Raw genomic sequence first — 24,978 nt, 5'->3', positions numbered from 1 at the left:
CTCATCGTGGTGCCGTCGAGGGCGCCGCAGCCCATGACAGCACTGTAAACGAGGGTTAACTTTCTGGGAAGGAGCGATTGGGAGTACGTGCTCACCTGAGTCTCAGGTGTGATCGGTGGACGAACGCAGACTAACCAGATCGGCCGGGACCGCCGGTTGTCATTGCGCCGTCCAACCACCGTCCACGTGCAAGACGCTGCCGGTGACATAACTGGCAGCGTCCGATGCCAAGAACGCGACAGCGCCGACAACCTCACGCGGCAGGCCGAACCGGCCCATCGGGATTCGCTCGCGCAACCGCTTCGACCACTGGTCGTGGTTGCGCAATCCCTCCGTCATCTGCGTCTCCAGGTAACCAGGCGCCACCGCGTTCACGCGTACACCGGCAGCCGCCCACTCCAGCGCCAGCGTCCGGGTGAGCTGCTCGACTCCGCCCTTGCTGGCGCTGTACGCGGCCAGTCGCGGAAGGCCAACCTGGCCGTGAACCGAGGACATGTTGATGATGCTGCCCGCGCCCTGCTCGATCATGAACGCGCCGGCGGCGCGGGCGCAGATGAACACCCCGGACAGGTTGGTGTCAATCACCTGCTGCCAGTCCGCGACGCTCAGCCGCTCGCTGCGTTGCAGCGCCGGACTGATCCCGGCGTTGTTCACCAGGATGTCGAGGCGACTCCATCGCTGCCGGGCCAACGCCACGACGGCGTCGGCAGTGGACTCGTCGGTGACGTCACCGGTGACGATGTCCGCCGTGCCACCGTTGGCCACAATCTTGTCCCGCACCGCCTGCAGCGCGTCCAACCGGCGCGACTGGAGGATCACGGACGCGCCGGCCTCCGCCAGTCCTTCGGCGATCGCCGCTCCCACGCCTTGGCCGGCGCCCGTCACCCAGGCGACCTTGCCCTGAAGTAGTCCCTTGACCATGGTCATCGTCGGATTCCCTCTCTGTGGAGATCTCGCCACGAACCCAGCGCCGCGACGCCCTGCCCGTCGACGACCCGCGGACCCATCTCCACGCGCGCCGCCGATGCCGCCAGCAAAGTCTGCTGTGTCCGATCCCATTTGCCTGCCCCGGAGATGGCGGAAGCAGATCGATCCATGATGGCCCGTGAGCTTGATGCAGGTGAGAGGGTGTGCGGCTTGGACGTCCGCGCGGTCCGGCTCGGGCCAAACATAGACCATCGTCATGATCAGTCTTGTGATCTCCGACACAGTGTGCTCTCATGTGAAACATGGACGCAACATGCGTTTCATCGTATCAGTGGAGTCGACCTTGAGGAGGAGCGAGGCGTGGAACCACTCAGCAGGCGCAAGATGTTGAAGGTCGGTGGGGCGTTTGGCGCGCTCGGCGCGTTGGGTGTCGCCGCGCCGGCGCAGGCCCAGTCGGTGTGGACCTGGTCCCCCTCGGGTTCCGTGGCGGGCGCCGGGGCGGGCGTCGACCCGCGGTGGGTGTGGGATGAGGAGGCCGACCCGCTGGTCGCCTCGCTGCTCGACCGGGGCGACGTGCCCATGGTCAACGCACTGCTACGGACCTGGACCACGAACGGTCAGCCCTTGCCGGACGGACTGCCGGGGGATGTACGCAGCTTCATCGAGCACGCCCGCCAGCTACCGTCGTGGGTGGACCAGGGCAAGCTGGCCACCGCGGTGCAGTTCAACCAGAAGCGAGGGCTCTACCTCGGCGTGCTCTACGGGTTGGCCAGCGGCATGATGAGCACGGTCATTCCGAAGGAGGCCCGCGCCGTCTACTACTCCCAGGGCGGCGCGGACATGAAGGACCGCATCTCCAAGACCGCGAAGCTGGGGTACGACATCGGGACGGCGAACGCCTACCAGCCCGACGGTTCGATGATCGTGACCGCCGTCAAGACCCGACTGGCGCACGCCGGCGTGCGTCACCTCCTGCCGCAGTCGCCGGACTGGGCGGAGGTCGCCCCCGAGGACATCCCGATCAGTCAGCGGGACCTGATGGTCACCTGGCACAGCTTGCCGACCACGGTCATGCGGAAGCTGACCGACTGGAGGGTTCCGGTCCCTGCCCGCGAGTCGGATGCCTTCCTCCACCTGTGGCAGGTGGCCGCCCACATGCTGGGCATCAAGGACGAGTACATTCCCGCGTCGTGGAGTGAGGCCAACGCCCAGGCCAGCGAGGTCCTCGACCCGGTGCTGGCGCCGACGCCCGAGGGCATCGCGCTGGCGGACATCCTGCTCAGCCTCGGTGAGGAGATCGACGCCGGCCTCCTGAGCAAGCCCATCCTCGGCTCGTTCACGCGGTTCATGCTCGGTAGGCAGATCGCCAGTTGGCTTCAGATTCCCCGAGAGCTGCTCTGGGACTCGCTGTTGCAGACGTTCTGGGGGCCGTTCATCGCCGTCCGGGAGGGCCTGCTGCCGCTCCCCCTCGCGCCGGAGTGCTACTGGCTCTTCGACGAGTTCCTGCGCAAGTTGGCCCTGCTCTTCCTGTCCGAGGGGCGGTCGATCAACATCGAGATCCCGCTCGGCAACCGCGAGTTCTGATTGGGAGCGTCGCAGCTGAGGGCGCGGGACGGTCCCGCGTCCCTGGCTCTTCCCGGCGCACCGCCGATGCACCGCAACTCAGCACGCCGGCCAACAGTGAATCGGTAGGGAGTTGAGGGCATGACTGAGCTGAGCAGGCGCAAGTTCTTGCTGGCGGGCGGGTGGACGTGGTCAGTTCTTCCCCACCAGGGGCCACGAGACCAAGATCGAAGTCCCCACAACGAACTGCCCCGAGTAAGCCACCATGGCTGAACCCATCCCCCGGCAACGGTTCCTCGGGTACGTGCTGGCTGCCCCGATCCTCGTGACCGCGGCTGAACTGGCGGCGACGTCCACAACAGACGCCAAGCTGCCGTCGTCAGACGTGACAGAGCTGCTCGGCCTCAACGACGTCATGACTGCGGCGGCCCTGCCGACATCGGGACTGATCTCGGTCGAGGTCAGCCAGGATGGGACCGTGTCGTTCGCGTTGCCCCGAGCCAAGGTGGGACAGGGCATCACCACCTCGACTGCCATGCTGATCGCCGAGGAACTGTCCGTACCGCGGCAGCGGGTCCGTGTCACGCTGACCGATGCCTGGCCGGAATCGGTGTTCAACCAGGTGATCGGCGGATCGAACACGACCGCCTCGACCTACACCCCCGTCCGGGTCGCCGCGGCCGTAGCCCGTCAGCGGCTGTTGGAAGCCGCATCGGCCACGTTCGGCTCGCCCGTCGCCTACCTGCGGCTCAACGCCGGCGTCATCACCGATGGCTCCGGTCGGCGCCTCGACATCGGCGCCCTCGCCACGAAGGCCGCCAGCACGAGCACCGTCGCTGTGGCGTTGGAACTCTCCCGGCGGGAATGCTCCACCGTCACCAGCCATCCCGCAACCGGGTCGGCGCGCGGCAGGCGGTGACCGGGCGCAAGACGGTCGCCGATGGACCGCCCAGCTATGCGGTCGCACTGAGATCGCCATCCGCGGTTCATGGATCTCGACCGGGTCGACCTCGCCTGACAGGCACCACCCGACGAGCCCCGCCGATCCCTCAGCGATCGACCGGGCTCGTCGGCTTGAACCCGGCCGCGCCGACGGGCGCCGGCCGGCCCGGGATACTTAGACACCTGAGTATCCGTCACCAGGCTTCTGGCTCGACGGTTCAATAGTGTGGCCGCGTGGTGACATTCCTGCGTCGGTGGACCCTACGCTCCGCGAGCTTCGCCCTGACCTGGCTCTACACGCTCTACCGGATCCATCCGGCGGTGTGGCGGCTCACGGCACGTCAGTACCGTCCGTACATGGGTCGCTTCGCCCGGCTGCACGCCTGGATGACCTGCCAGTTCGCCGCGATCGACGTGCCCGCGTACGGCGACTTCCTACGCCGCAACCATTGGCGGTTCCGGTGGTTCGACCTGTCGTCGTACCCGCAGACGGACAAGCGGTCGTACGTGCAGGCGTACCCGGAGGCGCAGCGTTGTTGGCACGGTGAGATCGAGATCGCCGGCAGCGTGGTCGATGAGTCGTCGGGCTCGTCCGGTCAGCCGTTCAACTGGATCCGCAGCCGCCGTGAGTTGCGCTCGGTCCACAAGAACCTGGCCGGCTACGCGACCATGGTGTTTCCGTCGAAGCGGCGGTTCGTCATCAACGCGTACTCGATGGGCGCCTGGGCCACCGGCACCAACACCGGCATCGCCATGTCCACGATCGCGATGGTGAAAAACACCGGGCCGGACCTGCAGAAGATCGTCGACACCCTGTTGTACTTCGGGCCCGGATTCGACTACATCGTCACCGCGTATCCGCCGTTCCTCAAGCACCTACGCGACAAGCTCGACGCCGAGGACTTCCCATGGGCCGAGTACCGCATCAGCGGTCTGGTCGGTGGTGAGGGGATGACCGAGGCGCTGCGCGACTACCTGCAGGAGCGCTTCGTCAAGGTGCGCTCCGGCTACGGAGCCAGCGACCTCACCATCGGCATCGCCGGGGAGAGCGACTTCAGTGTCTGGGTCCGTCGACGACTGCGTACCGACGCCGCACTGCGGACCGCACTGCTCGGCGCCGACGAGCACCGGCTGCCGATGGTCTTTCAGTACAACCCGCTTGAGACGTACCTGGAGACCACCCCGGACCATGAGGTGCTCTGCACGATCAACTCGACGGCGGTGCTCAATCCCCGGGTCCGCTACAACATTGGCGACGAGGGCCGGCTGATCTCGTACCCGGACGTCCTGGCCGCGATCGCCGACCCCGCGGCGAGGGCCGCCGCGGACCGCGCCTGGCAGATCGACCGGATGCGGTTGCCACTGCTCTTTTTGTACGGCCGCAAGGACAGCACCATCTCGTACATGGGCGCCAACATCTACCCCCAGGACGTCGAGTACGGCCTCTACACCGGCAATTCCCAGGCGCACCTGCTGCAGAGCTTCTGCCTGCAGTTGACCGAGCAGGCCGACCTGGAGAGCCGGCCGGTCGTCAACCTGCAACTTCGCGAGGGCCTGGCGCTCAGTCCTGATGAGCGGCAAACCCTCATCCACACCTGCCGCGCGGGGGTTTTGCGTCACCTCGCCGAGGTCAGCCGGGACTTTGCCGAGTCCCTCGCCGAGGACCCGTCCGCCGCCGACCTGCGGGTGGAGGTCCACGAGTACGGTACCGGCCCATTCGCCGACGCCGCCTCCAAGATCAAGAACGTATACCTGGTGAGGGGCGTGACGGCGTGAGGACCACCGACTTCTCCGCAGCGCCTCCGGTCGGCCAGGCGACCGCCATGTTCGTCGGCGCCACCCGCTACCGCGGGCCGCGCTCGATTCTCACGCTCACCCGGACGTGGTTCAAGATGGTCCGGCAGATGAGACGGATGGACGGGTACCGGTGGCACACCGTGTATTACCAGTTCCCGTTCACGCTCGGCACCATCGCCTTCTTCAGCGACCGCGACGCGCTGCTGAAGTTCGCCCGCAGCCGCCACCACCGCGACCTCATGTGTTGGGTGACCGATCACGGCACGAAGAACGCGACCGGTGGCTACATCCGCCTGTACGGTGCCGAGCCCGAGGGTTACAGCAACGGCATCTGGCGCGCTGAGTCGGACGGCATGGCGCACGTACCGACCTTCACCCCGCTGTCCACCGAGACGTCCGGCCCGCCGGTGCATCGCGCATGAGACTGGTTCCCGTGCAGTCGCGGGCCGACCTGCGAGCGTTCGTCGACTTCCCGCTCCGGCTCCACCCGACAGACCGGTACGTACCCCTGCTGTCATCGGTCATCGCGACCCACCGCCGCACCGCCGAGCTGTTCCTGGTCCGCGACCGCAACGGCGTCGTCGTGGGGCGCACCAGCATGCACCGCAGCGCGGCCTTCGACACCAAGGTGGGCCCACGGCAGCTGTTCGGGCACACCGAGTTCGTCGATGACGACGACGTCTTTGCCGCCATCATGGACGCCGTCGAGACCAGGGCCAACGGCCGACCACTGTTCGGACCGGTGGCACTGCTGCCGAACCAGACCGGTGGGGTGATCACCTCCGGCTTCGCCGACCGCGGCTTCGTGGACTCCGCGTGGAACCCCGCCTACTACCCGGACATGTACGAACGGCACGGCTTCCACCGTCGCTTCGAGGCCGACACCTGGCTGGTCGACCTCAACGGCACGGCCACGGGTGCTCCGGTCGCCGCCGGTGCTCCGCTCGCCGCCTGTGCTCTCGTCGCCGCCGACCATGACCACGGGTTCGCCTTCGACGACGGCCGGATCGCCGCCGAACAGCTCGTCATCCGGCACGGCTCCCGGTGGCACCTGCGCAGCCAACTGCCGATCCTGCGGCGGATGCTCAACGCGAGCTTCGCGCAACTCGGCTACTACACCGACATCTCCGCCGATCAGCTGGCGGAGCAGACCGACGGCCTCGCGTTCCTGCTCGACGAGGCGCTGCTTCTCTGGCTGGAGAAGGCCGGCCGACCCGTCGCGTTCGTCGTCACCGTGCCGGACATCTCCGAGTACCTCATGAGCGTCGGTGGCCGGCTCGGCGTCATCAATCAGCTCCGCCTCCTCGCCACCCGCGGCCGGTACCGGAGCGACGCCGTCCTCATCATCAAGGGCACCATGCCCGACGAGCAGGGCAAGGGGTACCTGACGCTGCTGTCCAGGGAACTGCACCGCAACCTCGCCAGCAACGGGTACCGGACACTGCGCAGCACCTTCGTCGAGCGGACAAACGTCGCCTCGGCCGCTCAGTACCGGCGCGCCGGCGGGCGGCCCCTGCACGGGTACACCTTCTACGAGAGAGGGGCGGCGGCGTGAGCTGGGTCGAGCAGTTGCGGGCCAACGAGGCGGTCTGCCGCCGGGCACCGAGCGCGCACAACACGCAGCCGTGGCGACCGGAGTACCACGCCGACGAGATCGTCATCGGCGTCGATCCCGCCCGCCGCCTGCCCGACTCCGACCCGACCGGGCGTGACCTGGCCCTCGGCATCGGCGCATTCGTCGAGACGTGCCTCATCGTCTCCGCCGAACTTGGCCTCACCATCACCGCGGCGCCCGGTCCGCGACTGATCCCCGCAGCAAATCGGTACGCGACTCCGTTCACGATCGCCGACGTCGAGGCCCGCCGGGTCGCCCGTGGTCCATACGCGCCCGGGTACGTCGACGCCGCCGTCATCGCCGACCTCGGGCCCGGCATCGCGCACGTTCCGACCCGAGATCTCGCTCCGGATCTGGCGGTCGCCGACCGGTGGCTGTTCGGCACACCAGCCGTAGCGGTCGAGTTGCGTGACTGGCTGCGCCTCAGCCCACACCATCCCCGATACCACCTCGACGGGCTCACCGACCGGGCGCTCACCCTGTCCCGGTACGAAGCGCGGGTCCTGTCCGCCGCACTTCGGGCGTACCCGGTCACCCGCCGGCTGGGCCTTCCGGCGCTGCTGGCCGCCAGCGGCCGCGGCCTGTTGCGCTACGACGGCAGCATCCTGGTTCTACTCGCCGACGGCGACGACCACATCGCCGCAGGCCGGCGTCTTCTGCGTACGTGGCTGACTCTCGCCCGGCACGGCCTGGCGGTCCATCCACTCAGCCAGCTCATCGACTGCCCGGCGACGGCCAGTCGGCTCGCCGAACGGGTGGGCGGCGAACCGCTCGCGGTGTTTCGCGTCGGTCGTCCCCTCGCCGAGCCGGTCCGTTCGGCCCGATGCTAGCGGGCCGTCCCCATCCGACCCCTGTGCTCGGGGATACGACGATTCAGCGGATGGACCACATCGGCTTGCAGCCGGTGGCACAGGATCGGCCCAGTTCCCTGGGACACGGCTCGACTGAGGTCAACAGTCGTACTCAATCAGATCCTCCACGGCCTGCCGAAGCCAGTCGTAGAAGCCGCCAACGTCTGCATGGTGCTCCCAGCCGGGCGACGCGAAGTCGTGCACGATGACGACTCGCCCGCCTCGGTCGGCGTCCCAGCAGGCCACGTCATCGTTGTCGATGCGGCGCGCGAACGGCACCAGCACCCTGTTCGGATACCGTCCGCGAAGACCACGATGGCGATCGTAAAGATCGTCATCATCCAGGATGAACCACGGTTCGAGGTCCGTGAGTCCAAGCTCAACGACCCGGATGAACTCCTGGGGATAATCAAACCCTGGCGGGAGGTCATCAATGCCAAGCAGTAGCGCCATGTCAGCCCACCCATCCCGTCCATGGTGATCCGTTCGGCCACGCGTTTCGGTAGCGGACCGTGGTCGCCGACCCTATTCAAGATCGCCTCACCCCTACTAGCGGCTCGGACAACTGGTGACGGCGTACCGGGCGGCCATCCTGCCCCATCACCTGTGCTGCAGCCACCACGGGTCCCCGGGGCCCGCCCAGAGATCAGGCAGGGTTCGGCTCAGGAAGAGCTGATCGGCAGTGTCGACGAGGCGACGGAGTTCGCGAGCCGCCCGCGATGCTGGTATCGAGCCAGCGACCTCTTCGGTGTGAAACAGGACGCCACACCGACTCTGACCTGCGAAGACTAGAAACTGCTGGTAGGGGTGGGTGCCGGGTGTTGTTCTGAGCGCCGAAGAGGCCTCCAAGCCGAAGAGCCTGGTCACAGCGTTGCCCGTGGGATCGGCGTCCCAGATGACGGCACGGCCGGCGGGCCCTCGGCACGTCCCTCCTGCGGGGGAGCGCCTTCCCCTGTCGGCGGGGGCCGCCCACGTCGGGGCGCCGGAAGGATCGGGTGCATGACGACATCGGCATCGATCGTTCGCAGGACCGGCCACGGCCTGACGTACGCAGTGCTCGGCTGGGCCGTGGCATACGGGGGTGTGCGTCTGGCGTGGACGATCGGCGAGGCTCCGGACTTCGGGCAGTTCGGGTCGGACCTGCTCGGTTTCACCGGCTGGCGGTCGGTGGCGTTGTGCGTTGCCGCGGGTGCTCTGGCGGTTGCGTTGGACCGGGTGGAGACCTGGCGGCCGGCGCTCGCAGGTGTCGCCTGGACGGTCGCTGGTGCACTGATCGCGGCAGCCGCGATCCTGCTGCCGGAGTTGGTGGGCCTCCTGCTGTTCACGGTCGGCCCGTACTTCGACCCGGTAGCGTTCGCCAGCCGGCTCGGTTGCGTCACCGGAGCGGTCCTGCTCAGTCTGGCCACCGCCCACTATCAGCGACGCACCCGGGGCGACTGTCCGGACTGCTGCCGGACAGTCCGACCGGGTCTGCGGCGCTCAACACCCGCGCGGTGGGCACGGTGGGCCGCGTACGCCGCGGTAGCCGGCCTCGTCACCCGCTTCGCGGCCCAGATCGTGGTGGGATTCGACGGCCTCACGCAGGACGCCTCCGTGATCGGGTTGGAGATCGGCCTGTTGCTGGCTGGAGTGCTGTTGCCGCTGGCGCTGGTACACCGCTGGGGCGAGATCTGGCCGGGGTGGGTGCCGCTGCTCGCCGGCCGCACGATCCCTCGCCTGCTGTTACTGGTGCCCGGCTTCGGGCTCGGGGCGGGCATCGTCGCCTACTTCGGCATGGGGCTGGTGCAGTTGACGTCGGGATCGATCAGCCAGTTCTCCGACACGTTCCTCTGGGTGGCGATGTCGGCGTACTGCATCCTGGGACTCGGCCTCATCTCGGCGTCAAGCGACTACCACCTGCGCACCCGCGCCACGTGCAGGGCCTGCGGCCGGTGACAGGTTCTACTCGGGCCCCTACCGCGGGATCCTCCGGGCCCGGAGTCTCCTCGGCCAACAACGAGATCGTCTACGGCTTCGTGCGCGACCCAGTCGGCGTCGAGGACGCCGAGACGGGCCCTGATCGCCCGCAGCCAACAGGAAGATCAGGCGTCGAAGCCGGCACCCCGACCGAGCAGGCCCGCATCCGCGACGCCCGTCCCGCCGGATCCCCACCCACCCCGGCAACCCAGCCACTGCGCGTCGAACGACGCGTCAGGTGCCGCCGCACCCTCGTCATCGCCGGCCAGAAGATCCACGTCGGCATCGGCCACGCCGGCGTCGGTGCGGTCAGTGGTCTTCGGCGTAGTGGGAGTGCACGGCGGGTTGTCCGGTGTAGTTGGCACCAGCGCGATCGTCGGCGCCGAGGTAGCGGTACGGGAGGCGGACTTCACGGCGGCCGGTGCAGCTGATCCGGCGTCGACGGGAGTCGTAGGAGAACCCGGCGGCGCGGAGTCGGGCGGTGAGGCGCTGCCCAGCGGGTCGCCCGTCAGGAAGCCGGATGCTGGACAGGTCCAGGTCGGCCACGAGCCGGCCGGTGGGAGTCAGCCAGCCGGCGGCCCGGGTCAGGACGGCGAGCTTGTCTCCGACGTAGTGCAGTCCGTGCAGACAGGTGATCAAGTCGAACGTCCGCGTAGGTGTCCAGTTGGTGACGGAGGCGCAGATCAGCTCCAGGTTCAGCGGTGGTGCCGGTACGGGATCGAAGGCGTCGACCAGGTCGACCCCGACGAGGACCGTCCGCTCGGTCAGCCCTGCCAGGCGCAGCTCCCCGGCAGCCTGGATCAACGCCCGACCAGTGCCGCAGCACAGATCCAGCCAACCAGCGACTGCCGAAGGTTCGGCCCGGTCGGCGGCGGCGAGAACGTCGAGAGGGTTGAACCCCAACTCCCGGGTGTAGCTGTTGACCCCGGACAGCTGCCGCTCGCGGTTCATGGCGCAGTTGGCCACCACTGCCGACCGCTCCAAGGCGTCGTTGCCAAGCAGTTCGAAACCGGCGCGCTGGTCAACCACTGGAACATCATTCCAGAGACAGTTCCTCAGACTGAACCCCCGACCATCTTGTGTCTGAAGCGACCCAAGCCCTCTATTGCTGTTCATCGATTCGTGGTAGAAATCTTTCGTGGTGCCCGTTCCGAGGCGAGGATTTCTTCAAACGGAGGCAGCGTGAGAGTCATTGCCGGATGGCTAGCGGGTCTCACCGTTGCCGCGGGACTCGTGGCGCCGATCGACTCGATTGCTGTGGCCGCGACACCCGCACAAACATCGACTGCAGTGACGCCGCTGGCCACCGGCCCGCAACCCGGCACCTTTACCGGCCGGGGATTCGACACCTGCGCCGCCCCGTCACAGGCTGCGATGAACACGTGGCGGGCCAGCTCGCCCTACGGCGCGATCGGCATCTACATCAGCGGGGCCAGCCGCACCTGTTCCCAGCCCAACCTCACCGCGACCTGGGTGGCCAACCAGACCAGTAACGGATGGCGGCTACTCCCCATCGAACTGGGGTACCAGGCACCGTGCGGCACCCGGACGCCGAAGATGTCCGCCGATCCCACCACCGCCCGGTCACAAGGCGTCTCCGCGGCGAACAGCGCCGCGAATGCCGCCCAGGCACTGGGCATCGGCAGTGCGAGCACCATCTACAACGACATCGAGCAGTACCCGTCGAACGCGTCGTGCCGGGCTGCCGTGCTGTCGTTCCTGTCCGGCTGGGTCGAGCAACTGCACGTACGCGGCTACCTCGCTGGCATGTACTCCAGCGGCTCGTCCGGCATCAAGGACGTCTGCGACGCGTACGGCAACCCGACCTACACGCGACTCGATCAGATCTGGATCGCCTGGTGGAACGGGGTTGCTGACACGGACGCCGGAAGTTACTGCGCCGATGCCTACTACGCGAACCAGCAGCGCGTGCACCAGTACGCCGGCGATGTCACCGAGACCTGGGGCGGCGTGACGATGAAAATCGACCGCAACTACCTCGACGTGAGGGTTACGCAGACCCCGCCGCAGCAGTGGACCACGACCATCGACAACAGCACCTCGGGCGGGTTCACGGCGAGCACCGAATGGGGCACGTCGGCCTACTCCGGCCAGCGGTTCGGCACCGACTACCGATTCGCCAACCCGTTGTCCTCCAGCGACGTCGCCTGGTACCGGTCGACCATCCCAGCGACCGGAAACTATGAGATCTCGGTCTGGTACCCGGCCGACGCGGGCTACAACAACCTGACGCCCTACCTTGTGGAGACCACCACCGGGAGCAAGTCCGTGTCCGTCAATCAGCGAGCCAACGGCGGCCGATGGGTCTCGATCGGCGTGTTCACCCTGGTGGCGGGCACGGGCAACAAGGTCGGCGTGAGTCGCTGGACCAGTGGCACTGGATTCGTGGTCGCCGACGCGGTGCGGATCACCCGGGTCTGAACTCCCTCGCTGGCCGAGTGACACCTGGTCGAGCCGCGAACTCGAGTCCGGCCCGGTCCGCCACCACGCTCAGGCCGCGTCGTGCCGGATTCCTCGATGGCGCGGACCGGCCGCTTGCACGATCAGTTGACGCCGACGGGCGCGCTCATTCGGGGCGCCGTCGGCACGACGCACGGCGATGGTGTCGGGTCTCACCGCTGTCTCTCACCGGACCGATGTAGGGGGGCCGGTACTCTTGATCAGGTACAGACTGTACCCATATGTCCACCATCCCGAGGGGTGACCATGCCCGATCACGCGTCTGGCCGCATCGACCTCGCCCGCCTGCAGGAAGTGCTCGACGGACCGTGGGCCGAGGTTCGCAACGCGCACCGGGATCACCTCGACGAGCGCTTCCTCCCGGTGTACGGCGAGACCGGTGACCAGGCACGTGAGCGGATCAGCCGGCTGCTCACCGAACTTCCTGTCGAGCTGGGCATCGCGTCGGGCTTCCCCACCGAGTACGGCGGCAGATCCGACGTCGGCGGCTCGATCGTCGCCACCGAGATGCTGGCGCAGGTCGACCTGTCGCTGATGGTCAAGGCGGGCGTGCAGTGGGGCCTGTTCGGCGGCGCGGTCGCGGCCCTCGGCACGCCGCGGCACCACGACGCGTACCTACGGGACATCATCTCGGGCAAGATCTTCGGCTGCTTCGCGATGACCGAGACCGGCCACGGCTCCGACGTCCAGCAGCTGCGCACCACCTGCACGTACGACCCGCAGACGCAGACCTTCGATCTCCACACCCCGCACGAGGCGGCCCGGAAGGACTACATCGGCAACGCGGCCCGGGACGGGCGGATGGCGGTGGTCTTCGCGCAGCTGATCACCAACGGGCGACGGCACGGCGTACACGCGTGGCTGGTCCCGATCCGCGACGCGCAGGGCAACCCGCTGCCCGGCGTGACCATCGGTGACGCCGGGCCCAAGGCCGGCCTGCTCGGCGTTGACAACGGGCGGCTCAGCTTCGACCACGTACGAGTGCCGCAGGACATGTTGCTGGACCGGCACGGTCAGGTCGCGGAGGACGGGACGTACTCCAGCCCGATTGAGAACGACTCCCGGCGCTTCTTCACCATGCTCGGCACCCTGGTCCGCGGCCGGGTGAGCGTGGGCGGCGCCGCGTCGGCGGCCACCAAATCGGCGCTGACCATCGCGGTGCGCTACGGCGACATTCGCCGCCAGTTCGGCACGCCCGACGCGGACCGGGAGGTGCTGCTCAACGACTACCTGGCCCACCAACGCAAGCTGCTGCCCGCCCTGGCCACCACGTACGCGCTGAACTTCGCCCAGGCCGAGCTGGTCGCCGCGCTCAGTGAGGTGCAGGGCGGCGACGGGCCGGTCGACGAGCACCGGCAAAGGGAGCTGGAGTCCCGGGCCGCCGGTCTCAAGGCCGCGCAGACCTGGCACGCGACGCGCACCATCCAAATGTGCCGCGAGGCATGCGGCGGCGCCGGCTACCTGGCCGAGAACCGGCTACCCAGTCTCAAGGCCGACACCGATGTCTTCACCACGTTCGAGGGCGACAACACGGTGCTGCTGCAGCTGGTTGCCAAGGGGCTGCTCACCGGCCACCGGGACGAGTTCGGCTCGTTGGACGGCTGGGGGCGCGCCTCCTTCGTCGCCGAACAGGTCCGCGAGATGGTGCTCGAGCGCACCGCCGCGCGGTCGCTCATCGAGCGGCTGATCAGCGCCGTGCCCGGCCGTGACGAGGAAGTCGCCGTCACCGACCGCGGCTGGCAGCTCAAGGTTTTCGAGGACCGCGAAAGGCACCTCCTCGACGGCGCGGTCCGCCGCCTCCGCAACGGCGCGGCCACGAAGAAGGACCGTCCCTTCGACATCTTCAACGACGTTCAGGACCACGTCCTCGCCGTTGCCACCGCGCACATCGACCGAGTCACCCTGGAGGCGTTCGTCGCCGGCATCGAAGACACCGCAGACCCGGCGGTCCAGGCGCTGCTCTCCCGAATCTGTGACCTGTACGCGCTCAGCGTCATCGAGACCAACAAGGGATGGTTCCTGGAGCACGGCCGTCTCACGCCGGCCCGCGCCAAGGCGATCACCGCCGTGGTGAACGGTCTACTCAGAGAGCTGCGCCCGCACATGCGGACGCTTGTGGACGGTTTCGCCATCCCGGACACGTGGCTGCACTGCGCCGTCCTGCGCGAGGAACCCCGCCGGCAGGAGACCATGGTCGCCCATGACGCCGCCGGTGATCCGCAGGCAGTCCCGGCGTAGGCAGAAGGTTCGTCCGGCGTGCCGGCCGGAAGTCCTCGTACTGGATGTGCTTGGGCTTTCAGCCGGTGCGGCGAAGGGGGTTGTTGGCAGTTCCCGATTCTGTGATCAGGCATGCGAATATGTGAGTGTTAGTGTCGGTGTCGTGAAGCTTGCTGAGTGGGCGCGCCGCAACGGGGTGCACCCACAGACCGCGTACCGATGGTTCCGCGAGGGAACCATGCCGGTGCCCGCTCGGCGTCTTCCGTCGGGAACGATCATGGTGGACGTTGTCAGTGTCGACACCCAGGGCCAGGTGGTTGTCTACGCCCGGGTGTCGTCGGTCGATCAGCGAGGCGACCTTGACCGGCAGGTCGCCCGGGTGGCCGCCTGGGTCACCGGGCAGAACATGGTCGTCTCCAGCGTGGTGACCGAGGTCGGCTCCGCCTTGAACGGCCGAGGTAAGAAGTTCCTCGGGCTGCTGCGCGACCCGTCCGTGACGACGATCGTGGTCGAGCACCGGGACCGGTTCGCCCGGTTCGGCGCCGAGTACGTTGAGGCGGCGCTGGCCGCCCAGGGCCGCCGGCTGCTGGTCGCCGACCCGGCCGAGGTGGACGACGACCTGGTGCGGGACGTGACGGAGATCCTGACCAGCCTGTGCGCCCGGCTGTACGGCCGCCGGGCCGCGGCGAACCGGGCCAGCCGCGCGGTGGCCGCGGCCACCGCCAAGGACGAGTCGTGAAGCGGTACGAGCCGCCGGCCGGCTGGACCGTGCAGGCATACCGGTTCGCCCTGGACCCGAGTGACGCCCAGGTTCTCGGCCTGCGCCGCAACACCGGTGCGGCCCGGTTCGCCTACAACCATATGCTGCGCCGGGTCAGCGCGGTGAAGGCGCAACGGGCTGCCGAGGCCAGCTACGGGGTGGCCGAGGCCGACCTGACGCCGTGGCAGGGCTGGTCCCTGCCGGACCTGCGGCGCACCTGGAACGAGATCAAGCAGTGGGCGGCGCGGTGGTGGGCGCAGTGCTCCAAGGAGGCGTTCAACACCGGGCTGGCGAACCTGTCCGCGGCGCTGGGCAACTGGCACGCCTCGCGTACCGGTGCCCGCAAGGGCCGCCGGATGGGCTGGCCCCGGACCAAGAGGAAGCACGGTCGCAGGTCGGCCCGGTTCACCACCGGCGCGATCCGGGTCGACCCTGGCTACCGGCACGTGGTGCTGCCCCGGCTGGGCCGCATCCGCACCCACGAGTCCACCCGTAAGCTGGCCCGCCGGGTGAAGGCCGGCACCGCGACGATCCTGTCCGCCACGGTCACCGAGACCGCCGGACGGTGGTCCTGCTCGTTCCAGGTCGCCGTCCGGCGCACGGTCGGACGGACGGCGCACGCGCCGAAGGCCGGCCGGGTGGTCGGGGTGGACGCCGGGATCAAGCACCTGGCCGTGTTGTCCACCGGCGAGATGGTGCCGAACCCGGCGCCGTTCAAAGCCGCGTTGAAGAAACTCGGCAAGGCGCAGCGCCGTGCCGCCCGGCGGATCGGCCCCTACGACCCGCAGGCCAGGCGCAAGCGGACCGCGTCGAACAGGTGGCAGCGGGCACAGGAGGCGGTGGCTCGACTGCACGCCACGGTCGCGGCCGTCCGCGCCGACTCGTGGCACCAGCTCACCACCCGCCTGGCGCAGCAGTTCACCACGGTCGTCGTGGAGGACCTCCACGTGGCCGGGATGGTTCGTAACCGCAAACTGGCTCGGTCCCTGACCGACGCCGCCCCGGCGACGCTGCGCCGGCACCTCGGCTACAAGACCGGCTGGTACGGCGCCACGCTGTACGTCGCCGACCGGTGGTACCCCAGCTCCAAGACATGCTCCGCCTGCAAGACGGTGAAACCCAAGCTGTCACTGGCCGAGCGCACGTTCCACTGCACCGCGTGCAGGCTGTCCCTCGACCGGGACGTCAACGCCGCACGTAATCTTGCCGCGCTCGTGCGGCACGTCGACCTGGAGTCGCTGGGCGACGCAAAAACAGGACGTGGAGCCCACGTAAGACCCGTAAGACCTGCATGCGCAGGCGGGGCGGCGGGCCGTGAAGCGTCTAGACCGGCTCATCCGGTCAACGTCGCCCGGCAACGGACGACTGCCAATCAGGAGTCACGTTTGCTCACTGAAAGGTAACGGTACCTCCCTGCTCGAGCGAAGCCGGGAGCATGGGGGCGCGTGCCAGGCGTCGCGACGGGGCGAGCGTTGCCTGTCGGGGCACTAGCGTGTGGCGAGCCGCTCCAGCAGGGCGGCGCTCCGTGCCAGCAACGCCCGCTCCTCATCCGTGAGTTCGGCCTCGATGGCCTGCGCGAGCCAACCGGCCCTGCGGCCGCGCTCCGCTTCGAGCGCGGCCCGGCCCGCGTCCGACAGCTCGACCAGCGACTTGCGTCCGTCCGTGGGGTGCGCCCGGCGCGTGATCAGGTTCTGTTCTATGAGCAGCCCCACCGTCCGGGCCATCGACTGGGGGCGTACGCGCTGATCGGCGGCGAGGTCGCTGGTAGTCATGGTGCCGTCGCGGTCGAGTGCACCGAGCACGGCGACCTGGCCCAGCGGGATGCGGTCCTCGTGTTTGACGCGTCGGGTGAGCTTGCCCATCGCGGTGCGCAGTTCGGCGGCGATGGCGGCGGCTTCCGAGGTGGGCATAGGGCACCTTACACCATTGGTCAGCAAAGCTGTGCACCTAACCTGCACAGCAACACTGAGCAGCATTGCTGTAGGTTTGCCGATGTCGGGCTCAGCGCCAGCGTTGTCGCAGCCGGGGCCACGGCACGACAACGACAACGGGAAGGACCTCCCATGTCCGCAAAGGCAGTCGGAACCGTCAACGCCGCCATCGAGACCGTCACCGCCCGCCGGATCATCGACAGTCGGGGCAACCCCACGGTCGAGGTCGACGTCGTCCTAACGAACGGGTCCCTGGGGCGCGCGGCTGTCCCCTCCGGCGCCTCCACCGGTGCCCGGGAGGCCGTGGAACTTCGCGACGGGGACTCCGCGCGCTGGCACGGCAAGGGCGTCGACCGCGCGGTGGCCCACGTCAACGGGGAGATCGCGGCGTCCGTGCGCGGGCGGGACGCGGCGGACCAGGCGGGTCTCGACGCCGTGCTGGTCGCCCTCGACGGCACCGCCACGAAGTCTCGGCTCGGCGCCAACGCGATCCTCGGCGTCTCCCTCGCCGCCGCCAAGGCCGCCGCGGCGGCCCACCGCCAGCCCCTCTACCGCTACCTCGGCGGCGTCGACGCCCACCTCCTGCCGCTGCCGATGATGAACATCGTCAACGGCGGCGCCCACGCCGACAATCCGCTGGATTTCCAGGAGTTCATGATCGCGCCCGTGGGCGCGGACACCTTCGCCGAAGCCGTCCGCATGGGCAGCGAGGTCTTCCACACCCTGCGCCACGATCTGCTGGCCGCCGGGCACTCCACGGGCGTCGGCGACGAGGGTGGCTTCGCGCCCGCGCTGCCTACCGCTGAGGAAGCGCTCGACTTCGTGATGACCGCCATCGAGCGCACCGGCTACCGCCCCGGCACGGACATCGGCCTGGTCATGGACCCGGCGTCGTCGGAGTTCTTCCGCGACGGGGTGTACGACTACGCGGGCGAGGGGGTGCGCCGCACCCCCTTGGAGCACGCCGACTACCTCGCCAAGCTCATCGACGCCTACCCGGTCGTCTCCATCGAGGACCCGATGGCGGAGAACGACCTGGACGGCTGGCGCGAGCTGACCGCCCGTGTCGGCGACCGCTGTCAGCTCACCGGCGACGACGTGTTCTGCACCAACGAAACGCTGCTGCGCGAGGGCATCCGCACCGGCGTCGGCAACTCGGTCCTGGTCAAGGTCAATCAGATCGGGACCCTGACCGAGGCGCTGGCCGCGGTAACCACGGCCCACCAGGCGGGCTGGACGGCTGTCATGTCGCACCGCTCGGGCGAGACGGAGGACACCACCATCGCGGATCTGGCGGTGGCGACCGGCTGCGGTCAGATCAAGACCGGCTCGCTCTCCCGCTCCGACCGCACGGCGAAGTACAACCAACTGATCCGGATCGAAGAGGAGCTGGGCGACTTGGCGCGCTTCGCGGGCCGCTCCGCACTGCGTCGGGCGTGAACAGCAGGCAGAGGTAGAGACCACGCGGGCCCCCCGATCACGATCGGGGGCCCGCTCGCGTGCTGGGGAGACAAATCTCCCTGGGCTGTTCAACCCCGTGTGACCTGCGCCTTCCCGGACCGGTCGGCACTGCCGGTCGAATGGAACCAGCCAGTGCCGGATCAGACATGCTGGTTGAACGCGGAGTCGAGGTCGATCACGTCATGGCCTACCGGTGGGTGCAGCGGCTCACTCCACTGCTGGCCGACGATGGGAGCGTCAGTCCACGTCGCGCCGAGCAGTAGCCATGTCCGAGATGGCGCTCGCCAGATCCTCTGGCAGCGAGGGTCGGATTTCGTCCGCTATCTCTTCGACCAGGCGCGCCATGTCGAGGATGGCAGAAAGTTCTCGGCCCTCGCTCAGGGCACTTCCAAGGCCGGCCAGCGGTGTGCCGAGTTCCCGGTCAACTCGGTCCGGCAGCCCATCGAAATAAACCATGTCCTCGGTGAGCACAAGATCGACCAAGGACTGAGCGGCCTCCCGAAACGCGTGGGCAGCGTGTGTGCGTTCCATGAGCCTACGAACCTCCAACAACTCGACCGCGTGGTTGGTGCACGTCTTAAGGCTGCCAACGGCGGTGCGATATCGCACCGGGAGTCAAGGTGTACGGCGCAGGAGAGCGATCCTTTGCAACCCTTCTTCGGACTGGCGGCGCTCGCCGCGGCCGGGGCTGTCGTTGGCCGAGGGGTCGACAGGCTAGTTTGCTCGGATGAGTCTCCTCGATGACGTCGCGAGGCGTGACAGTTGGCGATGCTGGGTGTGCGACGAGCCGGTCGACGCCGACATGTCGGTGAACGACCCGCGTGGTCCCAGCGTCGACAGCCGCACCGCCGACAAGAAGGCCAAGGTCGCCGAGCGACTCGCGCACCGTGCCTGCAACACTCGCAAGGGCGCGGTCAAGGTGGTCATCGCCTGGCCTGACCGTCTGCACGTGGTGGAGCCCGCGCCGCTGATCACCGTCGCCGAGCGACTCGAGCGCAAGGGTGGCCGCGAGCTGGTCGCCCGCTGTCCGAGCAAGAAGGACGCCCAGGAGGCGGCGGACTGGCTGGTCGACCGGTTCTCCCGGCTGGTGCCCGGACTGCCGGTGACCTCAAGCGTCGACGCAGGCGGCGGACAGTACCTCGTCGCCCTGGCCACCGGCCGCCGCTGACCGGTGGCCCTGGTCGGCGGACCGCCGCCGACCCAGGCCAGCCCGGACCCGAGCCACCACCAGCGCTGCTGCACCACCCACGACACCCCCCGCCGCTCACAGTGCCTTGACGGCAGCGAGCGGTTCGAGCGTTCTCAGCGGCAGAAGTACGCGCCCGCTACAGGCTCGCGGAACGTCTGCCCGTGGCCGCACGCTTAGATCTGCGTTCTCGCCTGCTCGATGTGCCGCACGATGGCGTGAGCACCGTGCGCACGTGCGATAACGAGCGCCTCGTCGAGTGTTGCGAGCGCGTCCGCGCGGCGGTCCTGGGCGGCGGCGATGTAGGCCAGCCCGATCATGTTGGAGGCCACGCCCGGCAAGGCCCCGACCTCCCGGCGCAGCCGGGATGACTCCTCCAGCCGCTCGCGCGCCTCGTCCAGCCGGCCAGCCGCGTGCGCCACGATGCCTAAGTGCCGTAGCGCCTCGGACCGGGTCGGCTTGTCACCGGTCTGCGCCGCCAGCCGGCAGGACAGCTCGAGGTAGGGAACCGCAGTCTCATTGTCACGCCGGATGAACTGGTGGAGACAACCGATCCAGAACAACGCCTCGGCCTCGCCGCGCGTGTCCCCCAGTGCCCGGTACAACTCGAGCGCGCGCTCAAACAACGGCAGTTCAGCGGGATCCTCGGCGGGCAACGAGCCGGCGTCGGCGGACGCGCTCTGAAACCGCGCATGCAGAATGAGCCCACGCGCCAACGCCGCATCGGCCTCGACCGCGTCCAAGCCCTGTTCGGCGTCGATCAACGCGCTGGTATCGCCGCCGAACACTGCCCGTTCATAGACCTCTCTGGCCCGTTCGATCCGATCGTCGGTACTCATCGTCGCCCCCGCCGGCATCGCCACTACCTGCCAGACCCGGCAGTCCAGTCAGCCTAAGCCTGTACGCATGCAGCTTCGTCAGATCGAAGTTGACCGTCTTCTGACTCGCCGGGTTGCCTCCGTGGGATCCGTCCACGTCCCGTCGGTCTGCAGGGTCAGTTCGAGGTCGTGAAAGATGGCAAGGACTGTGCGGATGCCGTCTTCCCGCGTGGCACGTACCGCACCGACGGTTACGAAGACAGGCACCGTCCTGACGCGGCCGGCCAAGCGCCCTGGGGCCCGCGACGGATTTCCCCTTCGGGCCCGGCCTTGGGCACTGGGTACTCTGCCGGCATGTCAGCGAACCCGCGAAGTGGCCTGCGACGTGATGCGGCGGTCAATCGAGAGCGTTTGCTGGAGGCCGCCCGTCATCTGTTCGCCGAGCGCGGGCCTGACGTGGCGCTCGAGGAGGTCGCTGCTGCCGCGGGGGTGAGCCGTACAACGCTGTATCGCAACTTTGAGACACGAGAACAGCTGGTGGCCGCAGTGTACGAAAGCGCGGTCGAGCTGATGGAGGTACGGGCGAAGGAGCTCGCCGATCGGCCGACCGGCGTTGTCGAGCTCTTCGACTTCGTGCTCGACCTGCAGCGGGCCAACCGCAGTCTGGTGCGTGTGCTCGCCGGAGCGGACATCTCCTGGTTCGAAGGCCTGGCGGAACGGACGGTGCACGCGTTCGAGGCGGTGCTCGTGCGGGGTCGCGCCGGCGGGGTGGTGCACGCGGGCGTCGGGATGGCCGAGATCTTTCTGGCGTTGCAGATGGCGGAGGGCGCGATGGCTCAGAACGAGCGCGCAGGCCGCGAGCGCTGGGACGAACGCATTCGCGAGATGCTCCATCGGGCGCTCTTCGTGGCCTGACGTGGTCCACAACGCGATTTTGTTGCGGCCGCATAGCTAAGCGTACAGTTGTGTACGGATACTTGAGTCGCCGTGCGGCGCGCCGGATCGCAGATCAGCCGTGTCTCGGTGCCGTCGCCTGAGGGTCGCCATCGGGCCCATCACCGGAAGGAGTCAGCGCATGAAGGCTTGGCAGTTCGAGGGGACGGGCAAACCGATCGCTCTGAACGAGGTGCCGGATCCGCAGCCGAGTCCCGGCGAGGTGGTCATTGACGTGAAGGCCGCCGGGCTCTGCCACAGCGACCTCATGTACATGGAGATCGGCGAGGCCACGATGCCGTTCCTGCCCATGACCCAGGGGCACGAGAACGCGGGTGTGATCAGTGCCCTCGGTGAGGGAGTCGAGGGCTGGAAGATCGGCGATGTCGTCGGTGTCTGCTCCTCCGGGGTCCGGCCGCCGCTGGGCATGTTCACGCACGGTGGCTTCGCCGGCAAGCTGGTCGCCGACGCGCCGGACCTCGCCCGCGTCCCCGCCGGGCTGGACCTCTCCCTGGCCGCCCTGGCGACCGATGCCGGCATGACGTCCTACCACGCGATCATCAAGGCCGGCGGGGCGACGGCCGGCATGAAGGTCGGCGTCATCGGCTACGGCGGCCTCGGCCAGATCGGTACCCGGGCCGCTGTCCTGGCGGGTGCCGAAGTGCACGTCGCGGAGATGAAAGAGGAGGTCTGGGGCCTCGCCACGGCCGCGGGCGCCGCGACGGTCGTCCGTGACGCGGCCGAGTGGCCCGCTCAGGACTTCGATCTCGTCGTCGACTACGCCGGGTTCGACACGACACAGAAGGCGCTCGCCGCTGTGAAGCGTGGCGGCAAGGTGGTACAGGTCGGTCTGGGCCGGCCAACCTTCACGATCGCGACCCCCACGATCCTCGGCAAAAGCATCGTCGGGTCGCTCGGGGGCACGGTGCAGGACATCGAGGAGGTCTTCGACCTGCTGCTCAGGAGCGAGATCGAGCCCACCTACACGGAGATCGCGTTCGAGGAGATCGGCGCCGGCCTCGAACGGCTCCGCAACAACGAGGTCACCGGCCGGCTCGTCGCCCGTTTCGGCGATTGAGCTTCGTGATGCACCTTCTTCACCGTGGCCAGGGCTGCACCGCCTGGCCACGGTGAACGCCAGCCTCCAGGGAGTAGTGCATGGCCTGGGTCGCGGTCATCGACCGCAGGTCGAACCGTTCGAGGATATTGAGCGCCTCCCCGACGGTGGTGCCTCCGCTCGACGGGGTCGCCCAGCCGTACACCTCGGAGATCGATCCTTTCCTCAGTCACTACGCCGGGGCTGCCTTGAAGAGGAGTTTCCGGGATGGTGTCGTATCAAGGCGCAGCCGTTCGTGGAACCAGTGTGCGGCGGCCAGCCCGGCCGCCGGACACAAGGAGTCAGGAACGGCCCTCGTCCCGGGACTGAGAGGAGACGACCATGACGGAGTACCTGATCACCTTCAACGATGAGTGGGTGCCCGAGCACACTGCGGAGGAGCTGCGCGAGAAGGGCACGGCCGCCCGGGCCGTGATCGAGGAGATGCAAGCCGACGGTGTCCTGATCTTCACCAACGGCGGGCTCGACCGCTCCACCGCGGTGTGCAGTGTCGAGCCGGTTGACGGCAAGCCCGTCTTCACTGACGGCCCGTACGTCGAGACCAAGGAGCACCTCGGCGGCTTCGCCGTCGTGGACGTGCCCGACGACGCGGCGGCGCGATACTGGGCCGGCAGGCTCGCGACCGTGCTCGACTGGCCGCAGGAGGTGCACCGGTTCCGAGGTCCCGGGCAGGCCCGGCGTAACGGCTCTGGGGAGAAGTGAGCGCGGTGCCCCGGTACCTGCTGTCCGTCTACGGACCGGCCGAGCGCACGTACCCCTCCCAGGAGGCCATGCTGCAGGCGTTGGCCGACGCCGACGCCTTCACCGAGAGGCTCCAGAGGGACGGTCACTTCGTCTTCGCCGACGGCCTGGAGCCCGCGACGACCGCCACCACCGTCGATGGGCAGGGCGAGAAGCCGGCCTTCGCCGACGGGCCCTACCCGGAAACGAAGGAGTACCTCGGCGGCTTCTGGGTCATCGAGGCGGCCGACCTCGACGTGGCCCTGGCGCTTGCCGCCGAGGGGTCGAAAGCGTGCCGCGGCACGGTCGAGGTGCGTCCCTTCCGAACTGAGGAATCCGTCCGAGTGCTGCTGGAGCCGTGACTGGTCCCACCGTCGAGCAGGCGATCACCCGTGCCCACCACGAGGAGTGGGCGCGGGTGGTCGCCGGCCTCGCGCGCCGTTTCGGCGATCTTGATGTCGCCGAGGAAGCGACGGCCGAGGCGTTCCTAGCGGCTGCAGAGCGGTGGCCGCGCGAGGGCGTACCGCCCAATCCCGGCGGTTGGCTCGCCACCACCGCGACCCGCAAGGCGATCGATCGGCTCCGTCGCGAGTCGCAGCGCGACGCCAAGCACCAGGCGGCCCGGATCGTGTACGACGACACCCCTCCTGAGCCGACCGGCCCGGTCGAGGACGACCGGCTCAGACTGGTCTTCACCTGCTGCCACCCAGCGCTCGCGTTGGAGGCCCGGGTGGCGCTCACCCTGCGCCTGCTCGGCGGCCTCACCGGTCCCCGAGATCGCCCGCGCCTTTCTGGTGCAGGAGACCACGATGGCGCGACGGATCACCCGCGCCAAGGCGAAGATCAAGGCGGCACACATTCCCTACCGGGTGCCCTGGGCTGACGACATCCGCGAGCGGCTCGCCGGCGTGCTCGCGGTCGTCTACCTCGTCTTCAACGAGGGCTATCTCGCCAGCGAGGGGGACGACCCGGTGCGCGTCGACCTCACCGACGAGGCAATCCGCCTCGGCCGCCTGCTCCGAGCTCTCCTCCCGGACGACGGCGAGGTGGCCGGCCTACTTGCCCTGATGCTCCTCACTGACGCCCGGCGGCCGGCGCGCGTGTCCCCCACCGGCGAGCTGGTGACCCTCGACGAGCAGGACCGCGGCGCATAGGACCGCACCCTCATCGCCGAGGGCAACGCCTTGGTTCGCGAGCGGCTCGAGGCGGTGGCGGTCGGCGGTGGCCCAGCCGGGCGCTACCAGCTGCAGGCCGCGATCAACGCGGTCCACACGGATGCTCCGTCCGCCCGAGACACCGACTGGTCCACCATCGTCGCCCTCTACGGCCGCATGATGCTGCTCGACCCCTCACCGATCGTGCGGCTCAACCGGGCGGTCGCGGTCGCCGAGGTCGACGGCCCCGGGGTCGGGCTCGCCGAGATCGACCGCCTCGCCGAGGTCCTTGACGGCTACCACGCCTTCCACGCCGCGCGCGCCGACCTGCTGCGGCGACTCGGGCGCGGCGGCGAGTCGCGGGCGGCGTACGACCGGGCCATCGGTCTCGCCGGCAACCCCGCGGAGCGGGCCTACCTCACCCGCCGCCGCGACCAGCTGGCCGGCTGACCGACACGTGGAGCCAGCCCGTTCCAGCACCGTTCGTGGGAGATCAGTACACCTGACCTTCGTCGACGCCCAGCCATGGGTGAGGCAATGCGCCCGGCA

25 protein-coding genes and 1 pseudogene are annotated in these 24,978 nt (G+C 68.7%); 18 read left to right on the top strand and 8 right to left on the bottom strand.

The annotated features are described in order from the left end of the window. Nucleotides 1–159: 159 nt before the first annotated feature. Nucleotides 160–927 carry an SDR family NAD(P)-dependent oxidoreductase gene (locus OG990_RS05925; RefSeq protein WP_406079290.1) on the bottom strand — a complete coding sequence of 256 codons (768 nt, stop codon included), beginning with the start codon at nt 925–927 and terminating at the stop codon, nt 160–162. A gap of 360 nt (nt 928–1,287) precedes the next feature. Between OG990_RS05925 and OG990_RS05920 the strand changes: the two genes are divergently transcribed. The 6 genes from OG990_RS05920 to OG990_RS05895 all read left to right on the top strand — a co-directional run bounded on the left by OG990_RS05920 (nt 1,288) and on the right by OG990_RS05895 (nt 7,674). Next, nucleotides 1,288–2,511: an oxygenase MpaB family protein gene (locus tag OG990_RS05920; protein ID WP_406079289.1), complete on the top strand. Its 1,224-nt coding sequence runs from the start codon at nt 1,288–1,290 to the stop codon at nt 2,509–2,511. A gap of 283 nt (nt 2,512–2,794) precedes the next feature. After that, nucleotides 2,795–3,409: a molybdopterin cofactor-binding domain-containing protein gene (locus OG990_RS05915; protein WP_406079288.1), complete on the top strand. Its 615-nt coding sequence runs from the start codon at nt 2,795–2,797 to the stop codon at nt 3,407–3,409. Nucleotides 3,410–3,666: 257 nt separating this feature from the next. Next, nucleotides 3,667–5,208: a phenylacetate--CoA ligase family protein gene (locus tag OG990_RS05910; protein ID WP_406079287.1), complete on the top strand. Its 1,542-nt coding sequence runs from the start codon at nt 3,667–3,669 to the stop codon at nt 5,206–5,208. Beyond that, nucleotides 5,205–5,651, top strand: a complete 447-nt coding sequence (locus OG990_RS05905) for a DUF4188 domain-containing protein (RefSeq protein ID WP_386983307.1) — start codon at nt 5,205–5,207, stop codon at nt 5,649–5,651. Before OG990_RS05910 ends, OG990_RS05905 begins: the two co-directional genes overlap by 4 nt. After that, entirely contained in the window at nt 5,648–6,784 is a 1,137-nt protein-coding gene (locus OG990_RS05900) for a GNAT family N-acetyltransferase (protein WP_406079286.1), read from the top strand. Before OG990_RS05905 ends, OG990_RS05900 begins: the two co-directional genes overlap by 4 nt. Beyond that, nucleotides 6,781–7,674: a hypothetical protein gene (locus OG990_RS05895; protein ID WP_406079285.1), complete on the top strand. Its 894-nt coding sequence runs from the start codon at nt 6,781–6,783 to the stop codon at nt 7,672–7,674. Before OG990_RS05900 ends, OG990_RS05895 begins: the two co-directional genes overlap by 4 nt. Before the next feature lie 120 nt (nt 7,675–7,794). On the opposite strand, the gene OG990_RS05890 is transcribed toward OG990_RS05895, so the two are convergent. Continuing rightward, the gene (locus OG990_RS05890; RefSeq protein ID WP_406079284.1) at nt 7,795–8,148 is read right to left on the bottom strand and encodes a hypothetical protein; all 354 of its coding nucleotides are present in this window, start codon (nt 8,146–8,148) and stop codon (nt 7,795–7,797) included. Nucleotides 8,149–8,694: 546 nt separating this feature from the next. On the opposite strand from OG990_RS05890, the gene OG990_RS05885 reads away from it, so the two are divergent. Further along, nucleotides 8,695–9,630, top strand: a complete 936-nt coding sequence (locus tag OG990_RS05885) for a hypothetical protein (RefSeq protein ID WP_406079283.1) — start codon at nt 8,695–8,697, stop codon at nt 9,628–9,630. Between the two features lie 146 nt (nt 9,631–9,776). On the opposite strand, the gene OG990_RS05880 is transcribed toward OG990_RS05885, so the two are convergent. Next, nucleotides 9,777–9,944, bottom strand: coding sequence for a hypothetical protein (locus tag OG990_RS05880; RefSeq protein ID WP_328418249.1), 168 nt, complete (start codon nt 9,942–9,944; stop codon nt 9,777–9,779). Between the two features lie 16 nt (nt 9,945–9,960). Then, entirely contained in the window at nt 9,961–10,680 is a 720-nt protein-coding gene (locus OG990_RS05875) for a class I SAM-dependent methyltransferase (RefSeq protein ID WP_406079282.1), read from the bottom strand. 261 nt (nt 10,681–10,941) lie between these two features. On the opposite strand from OG990_RS05875, the gene OG990_RS05870 reads away from it, so the two are divergent. The 4 genes from OG990_RS05870 to tnpB all read left to right on the top strand — a co-directional run bounded on the left by OG990_RS05870 (nt 10,942) and on the right by tnpB (nt 16,512). Further along, entirely contained in the window at nt 10,942–12,093 is a 1,152-nt protein-coding gene (locus OG990_RS05870; RefSeq protein WP_406079281.1) for a glycoside hydrolase domain-containing protein, read from the top strand. Nucleotides 12,094–12,378: 285 nt separating this feature from the next. Then, a complete protein-coding gene (locus OG990_RS05865) occupies nt 12,379–14,370 on the top strand; it encodes an acyl-CoA dehydrogenase (protein ID WP_406079280.1) in 1,992 nt (663 codons plus the stop codon). 142 nt (nt 14,371–14,512) lie between these two features. After that, nucleotides 14,513–15,088 carry an IS607 family transposase gene (locus OG990_RS05860; RefSeq protein WP_386990352.1) on the top strand — a complete coding sequence of 192 codons (576 nt, stop codon included), beginning with the start codon at nt 14,513–14,515 and terminating at the stop codon, nt 15,086–15,088. Then, nucleotides 15,085–16,512 (top strand): IS607 family element RNA-guided endonuclease TnpB, encoded by a 1,428-nt coding sequence (gene tnpB, locus OG990_RS05855; RefSeq protein WP_406079279.1) that lies wholly within the window; start codon nt 15,085–15,087, stop codon nt 16,510–16,512. The genes OG990_RS05860 and tnpB overlap by 4 nt, the downstream gene beginning before the upstream one ends. Before the next feature lie 84 nt (nt 16,513–16,596). On the opposite strand, the gene OG990_RS05850 is transcribed toward tnpB, so the two are convergent. Further along, nucleotides 16,597–17,019, bottom strand: coding sequence for a MarR family transcriptional regulator (locus OG990_RS05850; RefSeq protein WP_328418258.1), 423 nt, complete (start codon nt 17,017–17,019; stop codon nt 16,597–16,599). 153 nt (nt 17,020–17,172) lie between these two features. On the opposite strand from OG990_RS05850, the gene eno reads away from it, so the two are divergent. After that, nucleotides 17,173–18,480 (top strand): phosphopyruvate hydratase, encoded by a 1,308-nt coding sequence (gene eno / locus OG990_RS05845; protein WP_406079278.1) that lies wholly within the window; start codon nt 17,173–17,175, stop codon nt 18,478–18,480. Nucleotides 18,481–18,738: 258 nt separating this feature from the next. On the opposite strand, the gene OG990_RS05840 is transcribed toward eno, so the two are convergent. Next, the gene (locus OG990_RS05840) at nt 18,739–19,032 is read right to left on the bottom strand and encodes a hypothetical protein (RefSeq protein ID WP_328418262.1); all 294 of its coding nucleotides are present in this window, start codon (nt 19,030–19,032) and stop codon (nt 18,739–18,741) included. A gap of 196 nt (nt 19,033–19,228) precedes the next feature. Here OG990_RS05840 and OG990_RS05835 point away from each other — a divergent pair, with 196 nt between their 5' ends. Beyond that, nucleotides 19,229–19,669, top strand: a complete 441-nt coding sequence (locus OG990_RS05835; RefSeq protein WP_406079277.1) for a hypothetical protein — start codon at nt 19,229–19,231, stop codon at nt 19,667–19,669. Nucleotides 19,670–19,863: 194 nt separating this feature from the next. Here OG990_RS05835 and OG990_RS05830 read toward each other — a convergent pair whose 3' ends face one another. Then, on the bottom strand, nt 19,864–20,526 hold the full coding sequence (locus OG990_RS05830; protein WP_406079276.1) for a tetratricopeptide repeat protein: 663 nt from the start codon (nt 20,524–20,526) through the stop codon (nt 19,864–19,866). Nucleotides 20,527–20,859: 333 nt separating this feature from the next. On the opposite strand from OG990_RS05830, the gene OG990_RS05825 reads away from it, so the two are divergent. Further along, on the top strand, nt 20,860–21,420 hold the full coding sequence (locus OG990_RS05825) for a TetR/AcrR family transcriptional regulator (protein WP_406079275.1): 561 nt from the start codon (nt 20,860–20,862) through the stop codon (nt 21,418–21,420). 160 nt (nt 21,421–21,580) lie between these two features. Then, nucleotides 21,581–22,516, top strand: coding sequence for a zinc-binding dehydrogenase (locus OG990_RS05820; RefSeq protein WP_355611786.1), 936 nt, complete (start codon nt 21,581–21,583; stop codon nt 22,514–22,516). A gap of 19 nt (nt 22,517–22,535) precedes the next feature. Here the strand turns inward: OG990_RS05820 and OG990_RS05815 are convergent, their stop codons facing one another. Beyond that, entirely contained in the window at nt 22,536–22,700 is a 165-nt protein-coding gene (locus tag OG990_RS05815; RefSeq protein ID WP_406079274.1) for a hypothetical protein, read from the bottom strand. 176 nt (nt 22,701–22,876) lie between these two features. Here OG990_RS05815 and OG990_RS05810 point away from each other — a divergent pair, with 176 nt between their 5' ends. The 3 genes and pseudogenes from OG990_RS05810 (at nt 22,877) to OG990_RS05800 (ending at nt 24,879) form a co-directional block, all read left to right on the top strand. After that, the gene (locus OG990_RS05810; RefSeq protein WP_406079273.1) at nt 22,877–23,257 is read left to right on the top strand and encodes a YciI family protein; all 381 of its coding nucleotides are present in this window, start codon (nt 22,877–22,879) and stop codon (nt 23,255–23,257) included. 5 nt (nt 23,258–23,262) lie between these two features. After that, complete coding sequence (locus OG990_RS05805; RefSeq protein ID WP_406079272.1) at nt 23,263–23,637, top strand: YciI family protein; 375 nt, start codon at nt 23,263–23,265, stop codon at nt 23,635–23,637. Further along, a pseudogene (locus tag OG990_RS05800) lies at nt 23,634–24,879 on the top strand (RNA polymerase sigma factor). Before OG990_RS05805 ends, OG990_RS05800 begins: the two are co-directional and overlap by 4 nt. The last annotated feature ends 99 nt before the right edge of the window (nt 24,880–24,978 follow it).

Source organism: Micromonospora sp. NBC_00858 (assembly GCF_045207365.1).
Taxonomy (GTDB): Bacteria; Actinomycetota; Actinomycetes; order Mycobacteriales; family Micromonosporaceae; genus Micromonospora.
The sequence above is the reverse complement of the archived record's forward strand: the minus strand, read 5'-3'. Positions and strand labels throughout refer to the sequence as shown.

Coding starts and splice junctions, on each gene's coding strand:
- OG990_RS05925 (WP_406079290.1), bottom strand. CDS start 927: ATGACCATGGTCAAGGGACTACTTCAGGGCAAGGTCGCCTGGGTGACG.
- OG990_RS05900 (WP_406079286.1), top strand. CDS start 5,648: ATGAGACTGGTTCCCGTGCAGTCGCGGGCCGACCTGCGAGCGTTCGTC.
- OG990_RS05890 (WP_406079284.1), bottom strand. CDS start 8,148: ATGGCGCTACTGCTTGGCATTGATGACCTCCCGCCAGGGTTTGATTAT.
- OG990_RS05885 (WP_406079283.1), top strand. CDS start 8,695: ATGACGACATCGGCATCGATCGTTCGCAGGACCGGCCACGGCCTGACG.
- OG990_RS05865 (WP_406079280.1), top strand. CDS start 12,379: ATGCCCGATCACGCGTCTGGCCGCATCGACCTCGCCCGCCTGCAGGAA.
- OG990_RS05850 (WP_328418258.1), bottom strand. CDS start 17,019: ATGCCCACCTCGGAAGCCGCCGCCATCGCCGCCGAACTGCGCACCGCG.
- eno (WP_406079278.1), top strand. CDS start 17,173: ATGTCCGCAAAGGCAGTCGGAACCGTCAACGCCGCCATCGAGACCGTC.
- OG990_RS05840 (WP_328418262.1), bottom strand. CDS start 19,032: ATGGAACGCACACACGCTGCCCACGCGTTTCGGGAGGCCGCTCAGTCC.
- OG990_RS05835 (WP_406079277.1), top strand. CDS start 19,229: ATGAGTCTCCTCGATGACGTCGCGAGGCGTGACAGTTGGCGATGCTGG.
- OG990_RS05830 (WP_406079276.1), bottom strand. CDS start 20,526: ATGAGTACCGACGATCGGATCGAACGGGCCAGAGAGGTCTATGAACGG.
- OG990_RS05825 (WP_406079275.1), top strand. CDS start 20,860: ATGTCAGCGAACCCGCGAAGTGGCCTGCGACGTGATGCGGCGGTCAAT.
- OG990_RS05820 (WP_355611786.1), top strand. CDS start 21,581: ATGAAGGCTTGGCAGTTCGAGGGGACGGGCAAACCGATCGCTCTGAAC.
- OG990_RS05810 (WP_406079273.1), top strand. CDS start 22,877: ATGACGGAGTACCTGATCACCTTCAACGATGAGTGGGTGCCCGAGCAC.